Here is a 21,276-nt window from a genome sequence, read left to right on the forward strand (position 1 = left end):
AGGATGAACTCCATGACGACGACTTCCGCCGGTCCCTCCGGCCTGCCCGCGCTGCCCGATTCCACCGCCTACGCCGAGGCGGTGCGGGACGCGCGCGGGGCCGCCGCCGCGTACTACGACGGCGGCACCTCAGCCCTGGACGACGACGCCTACGACCGGCTCGTGCGGGCGATCACGGTGTACGAGACCGAGCACCCCGACGAGGTGCTGCCCGACTCGCCCTCGGGCAAGGTCGCTGGCGGCGCGGTCGAGGGCGACGTCCCGCACACGGTGCCCATGCTGAGCCTGGACAATGTGTTCTCCGGCGAGGAGTTCACCACCTGGGCGGCCTCCCTGGAGCGCCGGATCGGCCGTGCGGTGGCGAGCTGGAACGTCTCGCCGAAGCTGGACGGCCTCGCCATCGCCGCCCGCTACCGAGAAGGACGCCTCGCCCGGCTCGTCACCCGCGGCGACGGCACCGCGGGCGAGGACGTCTCCCACGCCATCGGCACCATCGAGGGCCTGCCCGACCGGCTCACCGAGCCCGTCACGCTGGAGGTGCGCGGCGAAGTCCTCATGACGGCCGCTCAGTTCGAGTACGCCAACGAGGTGCGCACCGAGCACGGCGGCGACCCGTTCGCCAACCCGCGCAACGCCGCGGCGGGCACCCTGCGCGCCAAGGACCGGGCCTACACGGTGCCGATGACCTTCTTCGGCTACGGACTGCTGCCGCTGCCCGAAACCGACGAAGCCCTCACTGCCGCACTCCAGGACTCCGCGCACGGCGCCCTCATGGACCGGGCCGCGGACTGGGGCGTCAACACCCCGGCTAGCACCCAGGTGCCCGGAGTCGTCGTCACGACCGTCGACCAGGTCGTGGAGCAGGTCGAGCGGATCGCGGGGCTCCGCGCCGACCTGCCCTTCGGCATCGACGGCATCGTCGTCAAGGCCGACCTCGCCGCCGACCAGCGCGCGGCGGGTTCCGGCACCCGGGCGCCGCGCTGGGCGGTCGCGTTCAAGCTGCCGGCCGTCGAGAAGATCACCCGGCTGCTCGACGTGGAGTGGAACGTGGGCCGCACCGGCATCATCGCGCCGCGCGCCGTCCTGGAGCCGGTCGAGATCGACGGCTCCACCGTCACGTACGCCACCCTGCACAACCCGGCGGACATCACCCGCCGCGGCCTGCTCCTCGGCGACCAGGTGATGGTCTACAAGGCGGGCGACATCATCCCGCGCATCGAGGCCCCCGTCGCCCACCTGCGCACCGGCGACGAGCGGGAGATCGTCTTTCCCGCCGAGTGCCCGCAGTGCGGCTCGGGCATCGACACCAGTGAGCAGCGCTGGCGCTGCGAGCGCGGCCGCAACTGCCATCTCGTCGCCTCGATCGCGTACGCGGCCGGGCGCGACCAGCTCGACATCGAGGGCCTCGGTCACACCCGCGTGGTCCAACTCGTCGAGGCGGGTCTGATCACCGCCCTGCCCGACCTCTTCGACCGGCTGACCCGTGAGCAGCTGCTCGGACTGGAGCGGATGGGGGAGACCAGCACCGACAACCTGATGGCGGCGCTGGAAGCGGCCCGGAGCCAGCCGCTGTCGCGTGTGCTGTGCGCCCTGGGCGTGCGCGGGACGGGCCGGTCCATGTCCCGCCGGATCGCCCGGTACTTCGCCACGATGGACGGCATCCGGGCGGCGGACGCCGAGGCGATGCAGCGGGTCGACGGCATCGGCGCCGAGAAGGCCCGTGTCATCGTCGCCGAACTCGCGGAGCTGGCGGACCAGATCGACCGGCTCGCGGCGGCCGGCCTGAGCATGACGGAGCCCGGCGCCACCCCGCCCGCCGCCGACGACCCGGACGCTCCTGCCGCCGACGCCGGTCCGTTGGCGGGCCTGAAGGTCGTCGTCACGGGTGCGATGACCGGCCCCCTGCAGGAGCTCTCCCGCAATCAGATGAACGAGCTGATCGAGCGGGCCGGCGGCAAGTCGTCGGGCAGCGTCTCGAAGAACACGAGCCTCCTCGTGGCGGGAGAGGGCGCGGGAGCCAAGCGGGCCAAGGCGGAGAGCCTCGGCGTCCGGCTCGCCACCCCGGACGAGTTCGCGGCGATGGTCGCCGACTTCCTCGGCTGACCGAAGCGCGGGGTGGAGTCCGAGCCGACTCCACCCCTGATCCGGTGAGCCGGTGATCCATTCGGAACCAGGTGCCCGGAACCGCAGGACATCGGGGAGACGTGCTTGATCACATGGACGTCGAACAGGATGAGCCGAAGGCGGAGCGGAAGCGTGGCGGCACACGCCGGTGGATGATCGCGGCCGGTGCGGCCGTCGCCGCGGTCGCCGTCGCGGGCGGAGTGGTGCTGGCCCGGTCCGGCGCCCCCGGCATCGCCGCGCCCGGCACCTGCCACACCACGGCGCACGGCACGGCGCCCTCCGCCGCCCCGGCGACGTCCGGTCGGGCACCGGCCGGTACCGCGCCCGCCGCGGACTTCGACGGTGACGGTCACCCCGACCTGGCCATGGGCGCACTGGGCGACGTGGAGAACGCCGGCGGCGGCAGCATCGCGGTGGCCTACGGATCGGGCGACGGTACCGGTCTCGCCCGCTGCCAGCACCTCACGCAGAACGACGCCGCGATACCGGGGAAGGCCGACTACGAGGCCTACTTCGGTTCGTGGGTCGCTGCCCGCGATTTCGACGGGGACGGCTACACCGACCTCGCCACCGCCGTCTACGACGACGAACCGAGCGTGATCATCATGTGGGGCTCCCCGGACGGGCTGAAGAGCGCCGCCCGCGTCCCGGGCACCGACGGCAGTCATGTCTCCTGGGCACTGGACCCGATCCTGGAGGAGCGGCTCGTCGCCGGCGACTTCGACGGCGACGGGCACGCCGACCTGGTCTTCGGACTCGGCTCCGACAAGGGCCTGCTCAAGGGCCCCTTCACCCGCGACGGCTCGCCGGCGAGCACCGGCCCGGTGTCTGCACCCCGCCGGCCCGCGCAGCACATCAGGTCCGCGAACTACGAGGACCTCGTCGCCGGGGACCTGGACGGCGACGGCGCCGACGAGCTGATCGCCTTCCACCACGACGAGCCGCTCGGCACCGCCACCTACGAGGAACGCCGGCCGGTGAGCTACTTCCACGCCCGTCGCGGCGGTCTCGTCCAGCCGGACGGCGTCGACCTGCCCGACGCGGCGGCCGGTGCGGTCGGCGACGTGGACGGCGACGGCCTCGCCGACCTCGTGCTCAGTCCCCGGCGAGGAAAGGTGAGCGACGGCGCGGTGAGCGTCGTGTACGGCTCCAGGACCGGTCCGGGGAACGGAGAACCGTCGGTGACCATCGACCGCGACACCCCGGGTGTGCCGGGTGCGGTCGTCAAGAATCCCGGGAACGAGGACGCCGCCTACACCTCCCTGGACACCGGCGACGTCGACGGCGACGGCTACGCGGACGTGGTCGCCGGCTTCTCGCGCGACGAGGCGCACGCGAAGACCGTCCCGGAACAGGTGATGCTCCTGCTGGGCGGCCCCGACGGCCTGACCGGCGAGGGAGCCCAGGTCGTCGACGCGGGCGACATCGGTGGCGACAGGCGCACCCGAGGCGCGTTCGGCCTGTCGGTGCGCCTCGTCGACATGAACGGCGATCACCGCGCCGACCTGACGGTGACCGCGCCCGGCGACGACGAGGTGCGCAGCTCCGCGTGGGTGCTGCCCGGCACCGGCCACGGCCTGTCGACCGACGGCGTCACGCGGCTGGACGGCGACAGCTTCGAGAGCGACGGGAAGCGGGGCCTCTACATGGGAGGCGGCGGCATCGCCCGCTAGAGCGCGACACGCTCCGCCGGACACGGCCTAGGGCAGGATCGAGTCCACGTAGCCGCCGTCCACGCGCAGCGCCCCGCCCGTGGTGGCGCTCGCCTGGGCCGAGGCGAGGTAGACGACCATGTTGGCGATCTCCTCGGGCTCGATGAGGCGTTGCAGCAGCGACTGCGGGCGGTACTCGCGCATGAACGTCCGCTGGGCCTCCTCCCAGGGCAGGTCCCGGTCGACCAGGCCGTAGACGAAGTCCTCGACGCCGCCGGTGTGGGTGGGCCCCGCGATGACGGAGTTGACGGTCACCCCGGTTCCGGCCGCCTGTTTCGCGAAGCCGCGGGTGACCGCGAGCAGCGCCGTCTTGGACATGCCGTAGTGGATCATCTCCGCGGGGATCACCACCGCCGAGTCGCTGGCGATGTTCTGCACCCGGCCCCAGCCGCGCTCGGTCATCCCCGGGAGGTACTGGCGGATCATCCGGACCGCCGCCAGCACGTTCACCTCGAAGTAGCGGCGCCACTCCTCGTCGCTGATCTCCAGCGGGTCGGCCGAGTCGAAGATGCCGAGGTTGTTGACGAGGATGTCGACCCGCGGCAGTGCCTCGGCGGCGTGCCGGGCTCCCTCGTCGGTGGTGACGTCGGCGGCCACGGGCACCAGATCGGCGCCGGGGGCGTCGGCGCCGATCCGGCCGATGGCCTCGTCGACCCGTTCCCGCGTACGGCCGTTGATGCCGACGCGGGCTCCGGCCCGGGCGAGACCGGTGGCGATCGCGGCGCCGATGCCCTGGGTGGAGCCGGTGACCAGCGCGGTCCGTCCGGCCAGATCGATCTGCATACGGGCTGCTCCTCGTGAGGGTGACGGGTGTGCGGGTGAGCCCTACCCGGTGTGCGGGACGTACACCGGGCGGGTGTGGACCGTCGGAGTGGTGGGCGGCGCCGCCCGGAGACCGGCGGAGACCATGGGCGACCGGGAAAACCCGCTGCGGGAGCGCTCCCACCGTGGCAGGGTGCGGCGCATGAAGAACACCCCGTTCGTCCGCCCCTACCGGTCCTCCGACCGTGAAGCGCTGGGGCACATCTGCGTCATGACGGCCCATCAGGGGCAGGACTCGTCGTCGCTGTACCCCGACCGCGAACTGATGCCGTCGATCTTCGCCTACCCGTACGTCCACCTGGAGCCGGACTTCGCCTTCGTCCTGGACGACGGTGAGGGAACCGCCGTCGGATACGTCCTGGGCGTCCCGGACACCCCGGGATTCGTAGCCCGCTTCCGCACCGAATGGCTCCCCGGAGTGGCGGACCGCTATCCGCCGGTCGACGGCGCCGCCCGCACACCGAGCGAGGAGATGACCGGGCTGCTGCACACCCCCGAACGCATGGTCAGGGACGAACTCGCGGCGTTCCCGGCGCATTTGCACATCGACCTGCTGCCGCCCTGGCAGGGCAGGGGGTACGGCCGCACCCTGATGCACACGCTCCTGGACGCGCTGCACAAGCACGACGTGCCGGCCGTCCATCTGTGCATGGTGCGGGCCAACACGGCGGCCCGGGCGTTCTACGACCGGCTGGGTTTCCGGCAACTGACGGTCCCCGACCCGGGGCCGGTCTGGTACCTGGGCCGCTCCACGAGTGTGTCCGGATGAGCCCGCACCGCCCGATCGACGGTCAGCCTTCGTCCTTGCCGTAGCGGCGCTCGAACGCCGCGACGCGCCCCTCGGTGTCCACGGTGCGCGCCTTCCCCGTGTAGAAGGGATGGCTCTCCGCCGAGATCTCCACGTCGACCACGGGATAGGTCTCCCCGTCGTCCCACTCGATCGTCGCGTCCGTCCGCGCCGTGGACCGGGTCAAGAACGCGTAGCCGGCGGCCTTGTCCCGGAAGACCACGGGACGGTAGTCGGGATTGTCCTGAGCCATGCCTGCTCCTTCGCTTCGGCCTGTGCCCATCGTCGTCCACCGGCCGGACCGGCGCCATGCGAGCGACATCCCGGGGGAGTCCCGCTGTTTGTCCCGGCCGGATCCGGCTATTCGCACACCATGGCGAACACACAGGACAACGGAGAGACAGCCGCACCGACCGCCGGGACGGCACAGCCGGCCGCGGCGAAGGCTGCGGAGAAGACCGCGGGAAAGTTCGCGGCCAAGGCGGAGGCGGCCGGTGCGGGCGCGGGCCGCGTCGCCCGTGCGGTCGGCACCGAGGGAGCCCACGCGGCGACCACGGCGACCGCCGCGCTGGACGGCGCCCGTTCCACGGTGACGTCGGCTGCGGGTCAGGCGGCTTCCGCCGCGACGGCGGCTGCGGGACAGGCCGCCTCGGCCGCTTCGACGGCCTGGGCCGCGCTCAAGGACCACAAGGTCGTCGCTGCCGGTGTGACGGCCGGCGCCACGGCTCTGGTGGTGGGCTCCTACGCGGCCGGGCGCCGTGCGGAGCGCGGCGCCCAGGGGCCGCTCACGCGACTGACCGGCGGTCGCGTCTGACGGGCCGCGGGCTGCTCAACGCCCGTCCGGACGGATGGAGTTGAGCAGCACCGCTGCCACGCTGTGCCCGCGTCGGTCGAGCAGTCGGCCCGCGGGCTCGAGCGTGTGCAGCACCAGTTGTGCGAGGCGTCGGTTCGGCAGGGCCTCCGTGGGAACGGCCCCGCAGTGGACCACCGACGCCGGGAACCCGATGAGCGGCCGGGTCGGATCGTCGAAGGACGAGCAGGTCACGTCCGCCGGAGGTCTGTTTGAGGCCGGGCACTTTCGGTGCTCGTCGCGCCGTTCCTGGTGGCGTGACCGGCCGTGCTCGGCGTCTTCTACGGCCTCGGCCTGCCCCTCGGCCCGGGGCCCTCGCTGCGCTCACCCTGACATGACGACGGAGGCGCGTCCTCGTCCCAGGACGCGCCCCCAGCTCATCGGATCCCGCTCTCGCGGATGACGGGATCACACTCCGGGTGCCCTCGCCGACCCGGCTCAAACAGGCGTGAACTCGTGTGTGCGGCTCACGCGGCCTGCGGTTCGTCGGACCCGCGTGCCGCGGCCTGCTCCAGGACCAGGTCGGCGGCGGCGAGGGCGTCGCGGATGGTCCGGGTCCCGGTGCACACGCACAGCGTGTAGGTCACGTCGTCGAGCTGCCAGCGCAACTCCTGCGACGGGCGCTCGCAGTACCGCATCTGCAGATCGGCGTAGCGGCTCAGCAGCGTACGGACGAACGTGGCGTCGGGCATCAGCATGGAAGGCCTGCTCTCGCTCGGGGGGAGGTACCTCCCCATGCCCCGCCTGTCACGGTCCATGCGCGCGGCGTGGTCGACGTGACCTGATTCACTCGCGAACGCGCCCTGGTGGACGGCTAGTTGACGGCCCGGTGGGCTGCTTCCGCCTCGGTGTCGGCCGAGCCGGTGCGCAGCGAACCGCCCGCCGTCTCCAGGTGCGCGCGGACGAACCACTGGAACTGCTCCAGGTCGCGCAGCTGGCCGATCAGGAGGTCCTCCGTGGCGGTGTCGATGGCGCCGACCGCCGAGATCGCCTTGCGCAGGTCCTCAAGGATCCCGGTGTAGACGACGTCGAGCGCCCCGAGATGGGCGATGGCGTCGGCCCGGCCCACGCTGTAGTCCTGCCACGACCGGGCGGCCACGAGCGCGCCCGGCGTGCCCTGGCTGACCCCGCCGAGGGCGGCCGCGCGCTCCGCGACGTCGTCGGCCATCGCGCGGACCTTGTCGACCTGCGGGTCGAGCATCTCGTGGACGGCGATGAAGTGCGGCCCGACGACGTTCCAGTGGACGTGCTTCAGCGTCAGGTGGAGATCGTTGAGCGCGTGCAGGCGCATCTGGAGGATCTCGATCAGCTCTCCGGCCTGGTCCACGGTGAGGCCGGGGACGGTGTACTTCGGAGTGCTCTGCGGAGTCATGGTGGTATGGGTCCCTTCGTACCGGACGGGCTGTCCCGCCCCAGTACCCGCCTGACGGGATTTACACCCGTTCGTCACCCGGGAAAAGGATCACCACCGCAGGCCCGGCCGGTCCGCACCACCGGCGCGCCGGGTTGACACGGTGGCGTCTGCCGCAGCGACGGGGTTCGATCGTGTGACGCGCGGCCTCCGCTCCACGGTGCCGCTCCGGTTCCGTGCCTAGCCTGGGGACCCTTCGACAGGGAGGTGCTCTGGTGTCCGAGGACGAGCCGCAGCACGCGGGACTGCTGGGCGTGGAGATGCGCAGTGTGCCGCTGGACGACGGCAGCGTGGTGACGATCGTGTGCGACGCGGGACTCTCCGCCGAGGAGGCACGGGCCCGCGCCCAGAGCGTCGCGCAGGACAACCGCCGTCCCTAGATCGTGTCCGCCGGGGCGGGCCCACCCTCCCCGGCGTCTGCGCCCGGCGGGATGCGCGGCGTAGAAACGCCGTACATCGGCGCCGCCCGGTGCGTGCCCTGCGGCGCGGCGGGAAGGTGGAGTGCCTTGCGAGGCGGGCGCCCCGGCCCGCTTCCCGGACCTCGCCGCGACCTGCGGCGCACCACGGGAGTGAGTCATGCCGCAACCGGCCGCGTTCCACGATCTTGGCGCCCTGCGATTCGACGGCGGGGCCGCGCTCGAACCCGGCTCCGTGGACCGGGTCCGCGCGGCCGTGCGGGACAGCGGCGTCCGCGAGCTGTACGTCGTCGTCCACGGAGCCCACAACGACGAGGCCGTCGGCGCCGCCGTCGACGGCGCGTACCGCCACCTGCTGGCCGAGGCCTGGCACGACGCGCCCGGCCGGGCCGGAATGCTCGCCGTGCGCTGGCCCTCGCTCTGCTTCCGCGACGAGGACCTGCCCGGTGTGGGTCACCGGGCGGACGGCACGGAGGTCGACCAGGAGACGTTCCGTGATCTGGTGCGCCACTTGCCGGGCCACGACGACGAGTTGGCCGAGATCGTCGCCCTGCTGCGGGACCGGCCCGACCACGAGACCGCCTTCGACGACTTCGGTTCGCAACTGCGCCGTCTCGCGGAGGTCCCGTTGCAGGACCCGGTGGCACCGTTCGGCGGCGACACCGAGGGCGAGATCCTGCCGCAGTCCGACCCCCTCATGCTCTTCGAGGACACCCGGACCATGTGCGCCGAGTTCGCGGGCGCGCTCCAGGACCTGCGCCGGGCCGGGGACACGGGCTCCGCCCGGCACGAGGACGACAGGAGGGGGATCGCCGCCGGGGAGGACCCCCTCGCCGCGCTGCGCCCCGCGCAGCCGCTGAGCGAGCGAGTGGGCCGCGTCGGCACGGTCACCTCCGGCGGCCCGCTGGGGGAGCGGGCCGCAGCCGACCGGGCCGAACTGTGGGAGGGAGCCCGCGAACTCTTCCGCCAGGTCGTCCGCCACATGCTGCGCCGCCGCGCCGGATACATCGGGGAACTCGGCCTCGGCCCCGTCCTGCCCGCACTCGCCGAGGACTCCGGGATACGGCTGCACCTCGTCGGGCACGGCCTCGGCGCCCGACTGGCCGGCTTCGCGCTGCGCGGCCTGGAGCGCGGCGGCGCGGAGCCGGTCCTGCTGTCCTCGCTCACACTGCTCCAGGGCGAGATGTCGCACTTCGCGTTCGCCGACAGCCTGCCGCAGCAGTTCTCGGGCCACGGCGCGCTGTGGAGCCTCCAACGCCTCGTCCAGGGGCCGCTGTTCTGCACGTTCTCCCACCTCGACTTCCACCTCGGCGTGCTCTACCCGCTGTCCGCCCAGATGATCGGCGACTCCGTCGACACCGTGTCGATCGCCCGGAAATGGGGTGCCCTCGGCTTCGACGGCATCCAGGGCGTCGAGGGGCCCGCCCCGGCGCGCCTGGGGGAGACGGGGAAGGAGGACCTGCGGCGCCTGCCCTACCTGAACGTCGACGTCTCCGAAGTGATCCGCTCGGCCGACCGGCCCCTCAGCGGCCACCACGAGGTGATGGGTCCCGAGATCGGACAGCTGCTGCGGCAGGCCGCCGACGTGCCCGGCGGCGCCCGCTGAGCGACGCTGGACAGGTGACGGCGAGACCGCGAGCACGACGGCCGGGCCGGAGGTGACGATGCGACCTCCACAGGCCCTGGAGCGGATCGCGTTCCTCCTGGAGCGCGATCACGCCCCCACCTACCGGGTACGCGCCTTTCGCACCGCCGCCAGGGTGATCACCGAACAAGGCCCGGACGAGACGGCGCGGCGCGCCGCCGCGGGCACCCTGGAAGCGCTCAAGGGCATCGGCCCCACCACGGCCGAGGTGATCCGCGCCGTGCTCGACGGCGACGTCCCGGAATACCTGGCCCGCCTGGAGGAGGCCGCCCGGACCCCGCTCGTGCCCGACGGCGCCGGCGCCCGGCTCCGGGCGCTGCAGCGCGGGGACTGCCATCTGCATTCCGACTGGTCCGACGGAGGCAGCCCCATCGAGACGATGGGCCGCGCGGCGCGCGACCTCGGCCACGCGTGGGCGGTGCTCACCGATCACTCGCCCCGGCTGACCGTCGCCCACGGACTGTCCCCGCAGCGGCTGCGCGAACAACTCGACGTGGTCGCCGAACTCAACACGCACTGGGCGCCGTTTCGGCTCCTGACCGGCATCGAGTGCGACATCCTCGACGACGGATCCCTCGACCAGGAGCCCGAACTCCTCGACCGGCTCGACGTGGTCGTGGTGTCCGTCCACTCGAAACTCCGGATGGACGCCACCGCCATGACCCGCCGCCTGGTCACCGCCGTGCGCGACCCGCACGCCGACGTCCTCGGGCACTGCACCGGCCGCCTCGTCACCGGACGCGGCAGACCCGAGTCGGCCTTCGACGCCGACGCGGTGTTCGCGGCCTGCGCGGAGGCCGGCACCGCCGTCGAGATCAACAGCCGCCCCGAACGGCTCGACCCGCCGCGCCGGCTGCTGCGCCGCGCCGTGGCGGCCGGCACCCTGTTCGCCGTGGACACCGACGCGCACGCGCCGGGACAGCTCGACTGGCAGCTGCTCGGCTGCGCCCGGGCCGAGGAGTGCGGCGTACCCGCCGACCGCGTGGTGACGACCTGGCCCGCGGACCGCCTCCTGGACTGGACCCGCGGTGGACAGCGTGGCTGAGACGGGCCGGCGACGTCGTACCCGAGTGGCCCGAGTGAGCGGGGAAACCCGGGGAAGCCGACACGACACGGCAGCCGAGCCATGCCAGAGACAGGAGCACCGCACATGACGACCTTTGTCATCACGATCCCCGGTACCTTCGTGCGCACCGCGGACGCCCAGGTGAGAGCCCAGGTCGAGCGGCAGCTGCGGGAGGCCGACCCGCACCGCACCGAACTGGGCCGCGAGGAAGACCTGGACCTGCTCACCGTCAACGACGACGACACGTTCAGCATGCGCCTCGAAGTGACCGCCGACGCGAGCGCACAGGCCCGCGCCCGGGCCGAGGAACTGGCCGCGCAGGCGCTGAGCGCGGCAGGATTCGACGAGAACGACGCCCCGCTGGGACCGCCGATCGTGACCGGGATCGACAACCCGGCGTGACCGGCGCGGATCTGCCGCAGAACGCGCCCCGGGCGGATCCGGTCCCGGGGCGCAGGCTCTGACCAGGCGGAACGACGGGCGAGGTTACGCTGCGACCTCGGCCAGCGCCGACAGGAGCCGGTCGACGTCCTCCACGTCGGTGTAGGGCGCGAGCCCCACACGGACGCCGCCCCCGTCGCCGAGGCCGAGCCGCTGCGACGCCGCCACGGCGTAGAACGAACCGGCGGGGGCGTGCACCCCGTGCTCGGTGAGACGGCGCGAGACGTCGGCGGGTTCCCGGCCGTCCACCGTGAACAGCAGCGTCGGCGTGCGGTCGGCGGCCCGCGAGTACACCGTGGCCCCCGGCAGCGCGGCGAGCCCGTCCTCGAGGCGGGAGCGCAGCGTGCGCTCGTGGATCTCGAGCGCGGCGAAGGAGGCGACGATCCGCTCCCTGCGGCTGCCCCGGGCCAACGGGTCGAGTTCCGCGAGCAGATCCACCGCGGCCCGCGCACCCGCCAGCAACTCGTAGGGCAGCGTGCCCAGTTCGAAGCGCTCCGGCACCGCGTCGCTCGACGGCAGCAGCTTGTCCGGCCGCAGCGACTCCAGCAGGTCCGCGCGGCCGGTGAGGACGCCCAGGTGCGGGCCGAGGAACTTGTACGGCGAACAGACCAGCGTGTCCGCGCCGAGCGCCGCCAGGTCGACGGCGCCATGGGCCGCGTAGTGCACCGCGTCCACGTGCAGCAGCGCGCCCACGCCGTGCGCGAGCGCGGCGACGGCGGGCAGGTCGGGGCGGGTGCCGATCAGGTTCGACGCCGCGGTCACCGCCACCAGCCGGGTCCGCGGCGACAGCACCGCCTCGATGTGCTCGGGCCGCAGCTCACCCGATTCCGGGTCGAAGTCCGCCCAGCGCACCGTCGCGCCCACGGCCTCGGCCGCCTGCACCCAGGGCCGGATGTTGGAGTCGTGGTCGAGCCGCGTCACCACCACCTCGTCACCCGGCTGCCAGGTCTTGGCCAGCATCCGGGACAGGTCGTAGGCGAGCTGGGTGGCACTGCGCCCGAACACGACCGTCTCCGGCGCGGTGGCCAGCAGGTCCCCGAGCGCGGCCCGCGCCTCGACCACGATCCGGTCCGCGTTGCGCTCGGCCTCCGTGGCGCGGCCCCGGTTCGCCAGCGGCGCCGTCAGCGCCGCCGCGATCGCGTCCACGACCGGTAGCGGGGTCTGGGTCCCGCCCGGCGCGTCGAACCGGGCCGAACCCGACTTCAGGGCGGGTATCAGCGCACGCAGTGCGGCTGCATCGAAAGACATGGACTACTCCAGGTGACGCGGGCGGGCGAGGGGCGTTCGGCGGCGGTCAGCCGACGCGGTCCTTGGCGCGCGGCGGCATGTACGTCGTCCGGCTGGGTCGTACCCCGAGACGCACCTGCGACTCCAGCCACATCACGGCGGCGCCCGTCGGATCCACGACCGGCACGAACGTACCCTCCGCGGCCAGCCGCTCCTGAAGGGCCGCGGCCACCCCGAGCATGCCGGTGCAGCCGAGGACGACGACATCGGCCTCGCGGGCGGCGACCGCGGCGCGGGCCTGCTCGGCGAGACCGTCGAGCAGCCGCTCGCCCGGATCCAGGTCGAGCACCGGGATGTCGACGACGCGGATCGACCCGACGCGCTCGGCCAGGCCGTAGCGGCGGACGAGGCCCTGCAGCATCGGCAGCACGTTCGGCAGCACGGTGATCACGCCGGTGCGCTCACCGAGGGCGAGCGAGGTGAGCACGGCCGGTTCGAATCCGCCGACGACCGGGATGTCGACGATCTCCCGTGCCGCGTGCACCCCCGGATCGCCGAAGCAGCTGACGAAGACGGCGTCGGCACCGTCCCGCTCCGCCTCGCGGACGGCGTCGAGGATGCCGGGGCCCGCCAGCGCCTCGTCGTACTCGGACTCGATGGACGCGGTGCCGCGCGCGATGCGGCGGACGTCGATCTCGGTGCCGGGCACCGCCCAGGCGGCGACCTCCCGGCGGACCTCCTCGGTGAACGCGTCGGTGATGACGGGCAGCACGACCGTGAGCTTCACAGCACCTCCAGGGGCGACAAGGACGTGCGCACACCCTCGGCCGCCCCGCCCGGCCGCCACAACGTGCACCCTGCACAGCGGCGGTCACAGGCCAGGGCGGTCCGCACCGCCCCCGCACCCTGCCCGGCGTCCGGCCGGATCCGCGCCTGTGCACATCGCACTCCCACACCGCACGAGCCGTGCCATGTGCATGGTGACCCGCCCGGCGCGGCGGCCTAACCTCACCCCACCGCACACCGAGCCGGCCGTTCGCCCCCTGTCCCCGCCTGCCCCTCTGGAGTCCCCATGGCGTCCACCTCAGGACACGACGACCACGCGCTGGGCCGAGTCCCCCCGACGGCCCGCTTCCACTGGTTCTCGGTCGCCACCCAGCGTTTCGGCCAGCTCTCCACCCTGGCGAGCTTCCTCATCGGCGCCACCCTCGGCTTCGGCATGACGTTCTGGAACGCCGTCCTCGCCATCACGCTCGGCGCGGTCGTCCTGGAGATCATGACAATCTTCACCGGGATCGCGGGCCAGCGCGAGGGCCTGTCCACGTCGCTGCTCGCCCGCTGGACCGGCTTCGGCGCGAACGGCGCCGCGCTGATCGGCCTGGCCATCAGCATCAGCGCCGTCGGCTGGTTCGGGATCCAGAACGCCGTCTCCGCCGACGGCCTCGTCGACCTCGTCGGCGTCCTGCCCGCCTGGGGCTGGGCCCTGGTGGTCGGCCTGCTCATCACCGCCGTCGTCGTGTACGGCGTCGGCTCGATGGCCTGGGCCGCGTACCTCACCGTCCCCGCCTTCCTCGTCCTGGCCGGCTGGTCGATCGCCGTCGAGCTGTCCCGGCACGACCTGGGCGCCCTGACCTCGGCCCAGCCCGCGGGCCCGCCGCTGTCGCTGCTCCAGGGCACCACGCTCGTCGCGGGCGGCTTCATCGTCGGCGCGGTCATCACCCCCGACATGAGCCGCTTCAACCGCACGGAGAAGGACGTCGTCAAGCAGACCGTCCTCGGCATCACCGTCGGCGAGTACGTCATCGGCCTCATCGGCGTGCTCCTCGCCCTGGCCCTGCGGACCAACGACGTCATCGCCATCGTCACGTCCACGTCCGGCTTCCTCGGCACCCTCGTCATCGTGGCCGCCACGATCAAGGTGAACGACTGGAACCTGTACGCCGCCTCGCTCGGCATCGTCACCTTCGCCGACCGCACCTTCGGCCGCCGCCTCAACCGGGGCGCCGTCACCGTCGTCGTCGGCGTCCTCGGCTCCGTGCTCGGCGCCCTGGGCGTCCTCGACAGCTTCAGCGGCTTCCTCAACCTGCTGGGCGTGCTCTTCCCGCCGATCGCCGGAATCATGGTCGCCGAGTACTTCGTGACCCGGATCTGGCGCCCCGCGCTCGACGCCACCCGACCGTCCGGCACGCTGCCCGCCGACGCGCCCGCCTGGGTACCGGCCGGCCTCGTCGTGTGGGCCGTCGCCGCCGTCGTGGGGAAGTACGTCGACTGGGGCCTGCCCTCCGTCAACTCCGTCGTCGTCGCCCTCGTGCTCTACCTGGCCGCGGCCCGCCTCGGTCTGGTGCGCGGGGTGGGTACCGTGCCCACCGACCAGGACACGCCCGTCACCCCCGACGACCGAGCCGCCGAACAGCCCTCCGTCTGACCCCGGGCGCCCCGGCGCCCGGCACCGCAAGAGAAAGGACCCCGCCATGCTCCGACTGGGCATCGACGTGGGCGGCACCAACACCGACGCCGTCCTGATCGACGGCGACCGGGTGCTGGGCGCCGTGAAGGCGTCGACCACCGCCGACGTCACCGGCGGCATCGTCACCGCACTGCGCGACCTGCGCGAAGCCACCGGCTTCGACCCGGCCGCCGTGCACGCCGTGATGATCGGCACCACCCACTTCATCAACGCGCTCGTCGAGGGCGAACGGCTCGCCCCGACCGCAGCCGTCCGCTTCGGGCTGCCCGCCACCCGCGCACTGCCCCCGCTGGTCGCCTGGCCCGAGCGGCTTGTCGCCGCGATCGGCGGGCACAGCTACCTGTGCCACGGCGGCCACGAGTACGACGGCAGCCCCATCGCCGACTTCGACGAGGCCGAGTTCCGCGAGGTCCTGGACCGGGCCGTCGCCGCGGGCGCCACCTCGTTCGCCCTGTCCTCGGTCTTCTCGCCGGTCAACGCCGAGTTCGAGACCCGCGCCGCCCAGATCATCGCCGAGCAGCTGCCCGGCGCCCCGGTCAGCCTCTCCCACGAGATCGGCCGGATGGGCCTGCTCGGCCGGGAGAACGCCACCGTCGTCAACGCCGCCCTGCGCGGCCTCGCCGACCAGGTCGCCACCGGACTGACCCGCACGGTCGCCGACGCGGGCATCAGCGCCCCGGTGTTCCTCAGCCAGAACGACGGCACCCTCATGGACGTCGACTACGCCCGCCGCTACCCGGTGGCGACCTTCGCCTCGGGACCTACCAACTCGATGCGCGGCGCCGCGTTCCTGTCCAAGCTGCCGTCCTGCGCCGTCGTCGACATCGGCGGCACCACCAGCGACGTCGGCATCCTGCAGAACGGCTTCCCCCGCGAGGCCTCCACCGATGTGCAGGTCGCGGGCGTGCAGACCAACTTCCGGATGCCCGACGTGCTCTCCATCGGCATCGGCGGCGGCAGCCACGTCGTGCACGCCGCGTCCGGTATCACCGTCGGCCCGGCCAGCGTCGGCTACCGGCTCGGCCGGGAGGCCCTCGTCTTCGGCGGCACCCGACTCACCGCCACCGACATCGCCGTCGCGGGCGGTCGCGCCGAGGTCGGCAACCCGTCACTCGTCGCCCACCTGGACCAGGCCGTGGTCGACGCGGCGCTCCGCGAGATCGACGACCGGCTCGCCGAGGTCGTCGACCGGATGCGGGCCTCCGCCGAACCGGTCCCCGTCGTCGCCGTCGGCGGCGGCAGCATCCTCGTACCCGACAACCTCGAAGGCGCCTCCCGCGTGGTGCGCCCCGACCACTTCGCCGTCGCCAACGCCATCGGCGCGGCGATCGCCCAGGTCGGCGGTGAGGTCGACCGGGTCTACTCGGTCGTCCCGCAGGCCCGCGACACGGTCCTGGACGAGGCCCGCCAGGAGGCCGTCGAGCGCGCCGTCGCCGCGGGCGCCCGCCCCGGCTCCGTCGAGATCGTCGACATCGAGGAAGTACCACTGGCCTACCTGCCGGGCAACGCGACCCGGATCCGTGTCAAGGCCGTCGGAGAGCTGAGCCTGGGAGGCCACGATGCGTGAGATCACCGCCGACAACCTGCCCGACCTGGCGCGCGGCGCCGCCGTCCTCGGCACCGGCGGAGGCGGCGACCCCTTCGTCGGCCGTCTCCTGGCCGAACAGGCGCTCAAGCGGCACGGACCCGTCACCCTCCTCGACGTCGACGAGATCGACGACGACGCCGTGGTGATCCCCACCGCGTTCATGGGCGCCCCCACCGTCATGCTGGAGAAGCTGCCCTCCGGCGACGAGATCCTCGGCGCGATGCGCGCCCTGGAGGCGCTGCTCGGCAAGCGCGCCACCCACACCGTCTCCATCGAGGCGGGCGGACTGAACTCGATGTCGCCGTTCGTCGCCGCCGCCGAGGCCGGGGTGCCGCTCATCGACGCCGACGGCATGGGCCGGGCCTTCCCCGAACTCCAGATGCTGCTGCCCACCCTCGGCGGGATATCGGCCTCCCCGATGGCCCTGGCCGACGAGCGCGGCAACTCCGTCGCGCTGCGCACCGACGGCAACGCCTGGGCCGAACGGCTCGCCCGCGCCGCCACCATCGAGATGGGCTGCTCCGCCGCCGTCAGCCTCTACGCCCTGACCGGCCGCCAGGCCAAGGACCACCTCGTCCCCGGCACCCTCACCCTGTGCGAGCGCGTCGGCCGGGCCATCCGCGAGGCCCGTGAGGGCCACGACGACCCGGTGGCCGCCGCGGCCGCCACCCTCGGCGGACGCCAGGTCTTCACCGGCAAGGTCGCCGACGTGGAGCGCACCACCACCGGCGGCTTCGCCCGCGGCACCGCCCGCATCGCCGGACTCGCCGAGGACAGCGGATCCACTCTCGAACTGTCCTTCCAGAACGAGAACCTGGTCGCCACGCAGGACGGGAACGTCGTGGTCAGCGTGCCCGACCTGATCTGCGTCCTGGACACCGACTCCGGCGAACCCGTCACCACCGAGACACTCCGCTACGGCCTGCGGGTCAGCGTCCTCGGCGTGCCCTGCGACCCGCGCTGGCGCACCCCCGAGGGCCTGGCCCTCGCGGGCCCCGGCTACTTCGGCTACGACCACACCTACGAGCCGCTGCCCGCCGCCGAAGTGTGATGATCGAAGCGTGACCACCCCGCCGCCCGCCCCTGCCCCGGAGCGCACGCTCACGGCCGCGTGCCTGCCCGCGCTCGCCGTGGGCGCCCAGCTGCTCGGATCGGGCGGCGGCGGAGAGGTGGCCACCGGCGCGCTGCTGCTGCGCCGCGAGCTCGACCGGACACCCGTCACGCTCACCCCGGCCGCCGACCTGCCGCCGGACACCGTCGTCGTCCACGTCGGCCAGGGCGGCGCCCCGGACGTCCTCGCCGAGCGGCTCGCCGACCCCGACGACTTCGTCCGCGCCGTCCGCACCGTCACCGACGTGACCGGGCGGCCCGCCGGCGCGGTCGGCGTCATCGAGGTGGGCGGCCTGAACACCCTGATCGCGGGCGTCGCCGCGGCCCGCCTCGGCCTGCCGCTCGTCGACGGCGACCTCATGGGCCGCGCCTTCCCGCGCATCGACCAGACCGTCGCCGCCCTCCACGGCCTGCCCACCCACCCCCTCGCCCTGGTCGGCCCCGGCGGCGACACCGCCGTCGTCCGGGACTGCGCGCCCCGCCGCGTCGAGCCCCTCCTGCGCGCCAACGTCCTCGCCCTCGGCGGGGCGGCCGCCGTCGCCCTGCACCCGCTGCCCGCCGCGACCCTCGCCCGGATCGGCGTACGGGGATCAGTGAGCGCCTGCCTCCGCCTCGGCGAGCGTTTCCTCGCCGCGACCGACGACCACCGCACCACCCCCGACGACCTCGCCGCCGCCCTCGACGCCGAACTGCTCGCGGTCGGCCGCACCGAGGAGATCGTCCCGCGCCAGGACCTGACCCCCGGCTGGGCCACCCTCACCGACCGGCGCACCGGCGCCGTCGTCCGCGTCGACCTCCTCGACGAGTACCTCGCCGTCACCGTCGACGGCGTCACCCGCGCCGCCTGCCCGCGCATCGTCACCGCCGTCGACCCCAGCGGCCGCCGCCCGCTGCGCGCCGACCAGATCCGCACCGGCCAGCACCTCGTCCTGCTCACCCTGCCCGCGCTGTACGAATGGCCCGCCGAGGCCGCGTCCCTGGTCGGCCCCGCCGCCTTCGGCCTCGACCTGACACCCGCCCCGCGCCGCACGGCGCCGCCGGGCCGGGGCCGCCGCCGCACCGAGGGGAGCCCGGCATGAGCGCCGCCCCCACCGTCGCCGACCTGCTCGCCGACCCGCTGCTGCGCACCGCCCGCACCCTGGCCGGGCACGCCGGGCTCGACCGGCCCGTCACCGACGTCATCGCCTACCAGGGCGCCCTCGACGCGATCGCCGGGCACCTCGTGATCTGCGACGCCCGCGACGCCGCCCCCGCCTACCGGCTCGACGCGCTGGTGCGCCGCGCCCAGGAGGCCGGCGCGGCCGCGCTCTGCGTGACCGTGGACGACACCGACCGCCCGCCCCTGTCGGCCGTCCGCCTCGCGGACCGACTGCGGATCCCCGTGCTGTGGGCCCCGACCGACGACCCGTTCCGCCTCGCCCTCGACCTGACCCTGCGGGTGCGCGCCCCCGAAGTGGCCAGGGCCCGCACCGTGGAGACCCTGGTCCGCCGCCTCGCCCACCACACCGAGGGCCCGGACCTGATCGTCGCGGCCCGCTCCGTCCTCACCGCCGACATCAGCCTCGTCACCCCCGACGGCGCCGCCATCCTCGGCGACCCGGTGCCCCCGGACACCCTGCGCCCCGAACTCGCCGTGCCGCAGCGCACCGCCCGGCTGCTCGCCCACCCCGTGCACGCCGACCCGTCCGCCGGGCAGCGGCCGGGCGGCGCCGCACCGGTCCCCGCCTGGCTGCTCTGCCCCGCGGACGGCATCGACGACAGCCGCGCCGAGACCATCGCCCTCGGCCTGGCGCTGCTCGAACCCTTCATCCGGTCCTGGCTCGCGGGCGCCCGCACCCGCGCCGACCACGACCGGGCCGCCCGACGACGGCTGCTCACCGACGTCGTCACCGGCCGCTCCAGCGTCAGCCGGGAGACCGTGGAGCGGGCCGTCGCCCTCGGCTGGCGCCTGGAGGACTGGCACCTCGGCCTGTTCGTCCGCGCCGAGCACACCCCCGCGGGCGACGGCGCCGACACCTTCGGCACGGCGCTGGTCGCCGCACTCGCCCGGCACGGCCTCACCGTCCAGGCCGTCGCGGAGGACGACGCCTCCTGGGACCTGTGGGCGAGCAGCACCCACAGGCCCGCCACCGACGACCCCCGCCGACTGCTGCGCGACGTCCGCAGGGCCCTCGCCGAACTGCCCGTGCGGCGGCGCCTGGTCGCGGGCATCGGCCGCCCCCACCAGGGCCCCGACGGCCTCGCGGACACGCTGACCGAGGCCCGCAACGCGGCGCGCCTCGCCGCGGCCAGGGAGTTCCGCCCCGCCGTGGAGCACACCGACGAACTCGGCGTGGGCCAGTTGCTGGCCGCCTGGCAGCAGTCCGACATCACCCGCGCCTTCGCCGAGACGGCGCTCGCCCCGCTGCGCGACCCCGAGCACGCCCATCTGTTGACCACGCTGCGGGTCTTCCTGGAGAGCGGCGGTTCGGCCGCCGCCACGGCCCGCGCTCTCGGCCTGCACCGCAACACCGTCGGCGCCCGGCTGCGCCAGGTCCGCGACCGCCTCGGCATCGACCTGGACGACGCGAGCTACCGGCTGGCCCTGCAGATGGCCTGCCGCGCGCTGACCGGCACCTGACCGGCACCTGACCGGCACCTGACCGGCCCGGGAGCGCCGGGCTGCGTACGCTGGCAGACATGCGGATCAGACCTACGCTGAACTGGGAGCCCACCGGCGATCTGCCCGCGCCCACCACGGACCTGTCGGCCGTCGTCGACGCCGTCCGCGCGGGCGGCGTCGTGGTGCTGAGCGGCGCGGGCCTGTCGACCGAGTCGGGCATCCCGGACTACCGCGGCGAGCACGGCTCACTGCGCCGGCACACCCCGATGACGTACCAGGACTTCCTCGGCGGCGAGGAGGCCCGGCAGCGGTACTGGGCCCGCAGCCAGCTCGGCTGGCGCGCCATGACCCGGGCCGTGCCGAACGCCGGACACCGCGCCGTCACCGCGCTGACCCGCGCCGGTCTCGTCACCGGCGTCATCACGCAGAACGTCGACGGGCTGCAACAGGCCGCCGGAGCGCGGCACGTCATCGAACTGCACGGGAGCCTGAGCCGGGTGATCTGCCTGCGCTGCGGCCGCACCAGCACCCGCGAGGAGCTGGACCGGCGGCTGCGCGCCGCCAACCCGGGGTTCGAGGCGGTCGCGGAGCGGCACCGCGCCGCCCGGGTCAATCCGGACGGTGACGTGGAACTCCCCGAGGACGCGGTGCGCGAGTTCCGGCTCGTGCCGTGCGCGGCCTGCGGCACCGGAGTCCTCAAACCGGACGTGGTCTTCTTCGGGGAGAACGTGCCGCCCGAGCGGGTGGCGCTGTGCCGGGACACGGTCGACGGCGCCACCACGCTGCTGGTGCTCGGCTCGTCCCTGACGGTCATGTCCGGACTGCGCTTCGTCCGTCGCGCGGCCGACGCCGGGATCCCGGTCCTGGTCGTCAACCAGGGCCCGACCCGGGGCGACCGCTGGGCCGCCGGCCGCGTCGAGCTGCCGCTGGGCGAGGCACTGTCCACCGTGGTGGCCGAGGTCGCCGCGCCCGGCTCCGGCGCGCAGGAGCCCGTGTCCGGGTGAGCAC

Annotated in this window: 21 protein-coding genes; 14 read left to right on the top strand and 7 right to left on the bottom strand. The window is 73.9% G+C overall.

Going from position 1 to position 21,276, the window contains the following annotated elements; all coding sequences use genetic code 11:
• Positions 1-3 precede the first annotated feature (3 nt).
• Positions 4-2,103: an NAD-dependent DNA ligase LigA gene (ligA, locus tag K377_RS21220; RefSeq protein ID WP_375605941.1), complete on the top strand. Its 2,100-nt coding sequence runs from the start codon at positions 4-6 to the stop codon at positions 2,101-2,103.
• A gap of 113 nt (positions 2,104-2,216) precedes the next feature.
• The gene (locus K377_RS21225; RefSeq protein WP_237551362.1) at positions 2,217-3,797 is read left to right on the top strand and encodes a VCBS repeat-containing protein; all 1,581 of its coding nucleotides are present in this window, start codon (positions 2,217-2,219) and stop codon (positions 3,795-3,797) included.
• Positions 3,798-3,824: 27 nt separating this feature from the next.
• Here the strand turns inward: K377_RS21225 and K377_RS21230 are convergent, their stop codons facing one another.
• A complete protein-coding gene (locus tag K377_RS21230) occupies positions 3,825-4,619 on the bottom strand; it encodes an SDR family NAD(P)-dependent oxidoreductase (RefSeq protein ID WP_111665024.1) in 795 nt (264 codons plus the stop codon).
• Between the two features lie 181 nt (positions 4,620-4,800).
• Between K377_RS21230 and K377_RS21235 the strand changes: the two genes are divergently transcribed.
• Complete coding sequence (locus K377_RS21235; RefSeq protein WP_111665213.1) at positions 4,801-5,427, top strand: N-acetyltransferase; 627 nt, start codon at positions 4,801-4,803, stop codon at positions 5,425-5,427.
• A 22-nt stretch (positions 5,428-5,449) separates the two neighbouring features.
• On the opposite strand, the gene K377_RS21240 is transcribed toward K377_RS21235, so the two are convergent.
• Positions 5,450-5,698, bottom strand: coding sequence for a type B 50S ribosomal protein L31 (locus tag K377_RS21240; protein ID WP_111665025.1), 249 nt, complete (start codon positions 5,696-5,698; stop codon positions 5,450-5,452).
• A gap of 120 nt (positions 5,699-5,818) precedes the next feature.
• On the opposite strand from K377_RS21240, the gene K377_RS21245 reads away from it, so the two are divergent.
• Positions 5,819-6,259 carry a hypothetical protein gene (locus K377_RS21245; protein WP_111665026.1) on the top strand — a complete coding sequence of 147 codons (441 nt, stop codon included), beginning with the start codon at positions 5,819-5,821 and terminating at the stop codon, positions 6,257-6,259.
• Positions 6,260-6,274: 15 nt separating this feature from the next.
• Here K377_RS21245 and K377_RS21250 read toward each other — a convergent pair whose 3' ends face one another.
• The 3 genes from K377_RS21250 to K377_RS21260 all read right to left on the bottom strand — a co-directional run bounded on the left by K377_RS21250 (position 6,275) and on the right by K377_RS21260 (position 7,667).
• Positions 6,275-6,490, bottom strand: coding sequence for a hypothetical protein (locus K377_RS21250; RefSeq protein WP_111665027.1), 216 nt, complete (start codon positions 6,488-6,490; stop codon positions 6,275-6,277).
• 272 nt (positions 6,491-6,762) lie between these two features.
• Positions 6,763-6,993, bottom strand: coding sequence for a DUF5133 domain-containing protein (locus tag K377_RS21255; protein WP_111665028.1), 231 nt, complete (start codon positions 6,991-6,993; stop codon positions 6,763-6,765).
• Positions 6,994-7,109: 116 nt separating this feature from the next.
• A complete protein-coding gene (locus K377_RS21260; protein WP_111665029.1) occupies positions 7,110-7,667 on the bottom strand; it encodes a Dps family protein in 558 nt (185 codons plus the stop codon).
• A gap of 254 nt (positions 7,668-7,921) precedes the next feature.
• On the opposite strand from K377_RS21260, the gene K377_RS41710 reads away from it, so the two are divergent.
• The 4 genes from K377_RS41710 (at position 7,922) to K377_RS21275 (ending at position 11,235) form a co-directional block, all read left to right on the top strand.
• A complete protein-coding gene (locus K377_RS41710) occupies positions 7,922-8,086 on the top strand; it encodes a hypothetical protein (RefSeq protein ID WP_161194997.1) in 165 nt (54 codons plus the stop codon).
• 196 nt (positions 8,087-8,282) lie between these two features.
• Positions 8,283-9,728, top strand: a complete 1,446-nt coding sequence (locus K377_RS21265) for a hypothetical protein (RefSeq protein WP_111665030.1) — start codon at positions 8,283-8,285, stop codon at positions 9,726-9,728.
• A 58-nt stretch (positions 9,729-9,786) separates the two neighbouring features.
• Positions 9,787-10,812 carry a PHP domain-containing protein gene (locus tag K377_RS21270; protein ID WP_111665031.1) on the top strand — a complete coding sequence of 342 codons (1,026 nt, stop codon included), beginning with the start codon at positions 9,787-9,789 and terminating at the stop codon, positions 10,810-10,812.
• Between the two features lie 105 nt (positions 10,813-10,917).
• Positions 10,918-11,235, top strand: a complete 318-nt coding sequence (locus K377_RS21275) for a hypothetical protein (RefSeq protein WP_111665032.1) — start codon at positions 10,918-10,920, stop codon at positions 11,233-11,235.
• 84 nt (positions 11,236-11,319) lie between these two features.
• Here the strand turns inward: K377_RS21275 and K377_RS21280 are convergent, their stop codons facing one another.
• Together K377_RS21280 and K377_RS21285 are read right to left on the bottom strand one after the other, a co-directional pair.
• Complete coding sequence (locus K377_RS21280) at positions 11,320-12,522, bottom strand: cysteine desulfurase-like protein (RefSeq protein WP_111665033.1); 1,203 nt, start codon at positions 12,520-12,522, stop codon at positions 11,320-11,322.
• A gap of 46 nt (positions 12,523-12,568) precedes the next feature.
• Positions 12,569-13,288 carry an aspartate/glutamate racemase family protein gene (locus K377_RS21285; protein ID WP_111665034.1) on the bottom strand — a complete coding sequence of 240 codons (720 nt, stop codon included), beginning with the start codon at positions 13,286-13,288 and terminating at the stop codon, positions 12,569-12,571.
• Positions 13,289-13,573: 285 nt separating this feature from the next.
• Between K377_RS21285 and K377_RS21290 the strand changes: the two genes are divergently transcribed.
• From K377_RS21290 to K377_RS21315, 6 genes are read left to right on the top strand one after another with little or no spacing between them, the layout of a single operon-like run.
• On the top strand, positions 13,574-14,926 hold the full coding sequence (locus tag K377_RS21290; protein ID WP_111665035.1) for a cytosine permease: 1,353 nt from the start codon (positions 13,574-13,576) through the stop codon (positions 14,924-14,926).
• 46 nt (positions 14,927-14,972) lie between these two features.
• Positions 14,973-16,535 carry a hydantoinase/oxoprolinase N-terminal domain-containing protein gene (locus K377_RS21295; RefSeq protein ID WP_111665036.1) on the top strand — a complete coding sequence of 521 codons (1,563 nt, stop codon included), beginning with the start codon at positions 14,973-14,975 and terminating at the stop codon, positions 16,533-16,535.
• Entirely contained in the window at positions 16,528-17,607 is a 1,080-nt protein-coding gene (locus K377_RS21300; protein ID WP_111665037.1) for a DUF917 domain-containing protein, read from the top strand. The genes K377_RS21295 and K377_RS21300 overlap by 8 nt, the downstream gene beginning before the upstream one ends.
• Before the next feature lie 10 nt (positions 17,608-17,617).
• A complete protein-coding gene (locus tag K377_RS21305; protein ID WP_111665038.1) occupies positions 17,618-18,745 on the top strand; it encodes a DUF917 domain-containing protein in 1,128 nt (375 codons plus the stop codon).
• Positions 18,742-20,286 carry a helix-turn-helix domain-containing protein gene (locus K377_RS21310; RefSeq protein ID WP_161194998.1) on the top strand — a complete coding sequence of 515 codons (1,545 nt, stop codon included), beginning with the start codon at positions 18,742-18,744 and terminating at the stop codon, positions 20,284-20,286. The genes K377_RS21305 and K377_RS21310 overlap by 4 nt, the downstream gene beginning before the upstream one ends.
• Before the next feature lie 59 nt (positions 20,287-20,345).
• Positions 20,346-21,272: an NAD-dependent protein deacetylase gene (locus K377_RS21315; RefSeq protein WP_111665040.1), complete on the top strand. Its 927-nt coding sequence runs from the start codon at positions 20,346-20,348 to the stop codon at positions 21,270-21,272.
• The last annotated feature ends 4 nt before the right edge of the window (positions 21,273-21,276 follow it).

The sequence above is a fragment of the Streptomyces sp. PsTaAH-137 genome, assembly GCF_003259365.1.
In the GTDB taxonomy this organism is placed as follows: domain Bacteria; phylum Actinomycetota; class Actinomycetes; order Streptomycetales; family Streptomycetaceae; genus Streptomyces.

What these genes read in the sequence shown, in the direction of transcription:
- ligA (WP_375605941.1), top strand. Translation starts at nt 4, where the DNA reads ATGAACTCCATGACGACGACTTCCGCCGGTCCCTCCGGCCTGCCCGCG.
- K377_RS21225 (WP_237551362.1), top strand. Translation starts at nt 2,217, where the DNA reads ATGGACGTCGAACAGGATGAGCCGAAGGCGGAGCGGAAGCGTGGCGGC.
- K377_RS21230 (WP_111665024.1), bottom strand. Translation starts at nt 4,619, where the DNA reads ATGCAGATCGATCTGGCCGGACGGACCGCGCTGGTCACCGGCTCCACC.
- K377_RS21235 (WP_111665213.1), top strand. Translation starts at nt 4,801, where the DNA reads ATGAAGAACACCCCGTTCGTCCGCCCCTACCGGTCCTCCGACCGTGAA.
- K377_RS21240 (WP_111665025.1), bottom strand. Translation starts at nt 5,698, where the DNA reads ATGGCTCAGGACAATCCCGACTACCGTCCCGTGGTCTTCCGGGACAAG.
- K377_RS21245 (WP_111665026.1), top strand. Translation starts at nt 5,819, where the DNA reads ATGGCGAACACACAGGACAACGGAGAGACAGCCGCACCGACCGCCGGG.
- K377_RS21255 (WP_111665028.1), bottom strand. Translation starts at nt 6,993, where the DNA reads ATGCTGATGCCCGACGCCACGTTCGTCCGTACGCTGCTGAGCCGCTAC.
- K377_RS21260 (WP_111665029.1), bottom strand. Translation starts at nt 7,667, where the DNA reads ATGACTCCGCAGAGCACTCCGAAGTACACCGTCCCCGGCCTCACCGTG.
- K377_RS21265 (WP_111665030.1), top strand. Translation starts at nt 8,283, where the DNA reads ATGCCGCAACCGGCCGCGTTCCACGATCTTGGCGCCCTGCGATTCGAC.
- K377_RS21270 (WP_111665031.1), top strand. Translation starts at nt 9,787, where the DNA reads ATGCGACCTCCACAGGCCCTGGAGCGGATCGCGTTCCTCCTGGAGCGC.
- K377_RS21275 (WP_111665032.1), top strand. Translation starts at nt 10,918, where the DNA reads ATGACGACCTTTGTCATCACGATCCCCGGTACCTTCGTGCGCACCGCG.
- K377_RS21280 (WP_111665033.1), bottom strand. Translation starts at nt 12,522, where the DNA reads ATGTCTTTCGATGCAGCCGCACTGCGTGCGCTGATACCCGCCCTGAAG.
- K377_RS21290 (WP_111665035.1), top strand. Translation starts at nt 13,574, where the DNA reads ATGGCGTCCACCTCAGGACACGACGACCACGCGCTGGGCCGAGTCCCC.
- K377_RS21295 (WP_111665036.1), top strand. Translation starts at nt 14,973, where the DNA reads ATGCTCCGACTGGGCATCGACGTGGGCGGCACCAACACCGACGCCGTC.
- K377_RS21300 (WP_111665037.1), top strand. Translation starts at nt 16,528, where the DNA reads ATGCGTGAGATCACCGCCGACAACCTGCCCGACCTGGCGCGCGGCGCC.
- K377_RS21310 (WP_161194998.1), top strand. Translation starts at nt 18,742, where the DNA reads ATGAGCGCCGCCCCCACCGTCGCCGACCTGCTCGCCGACCCGCTGCTG.
- K377_RS21315 (WP_111665040.1), top strand. Translation starts at nt 20,346, where the DNA reads ATGCGGATCAGACCTACGCTGAACTGGGAGCCCACCGGCGATCTGCCC.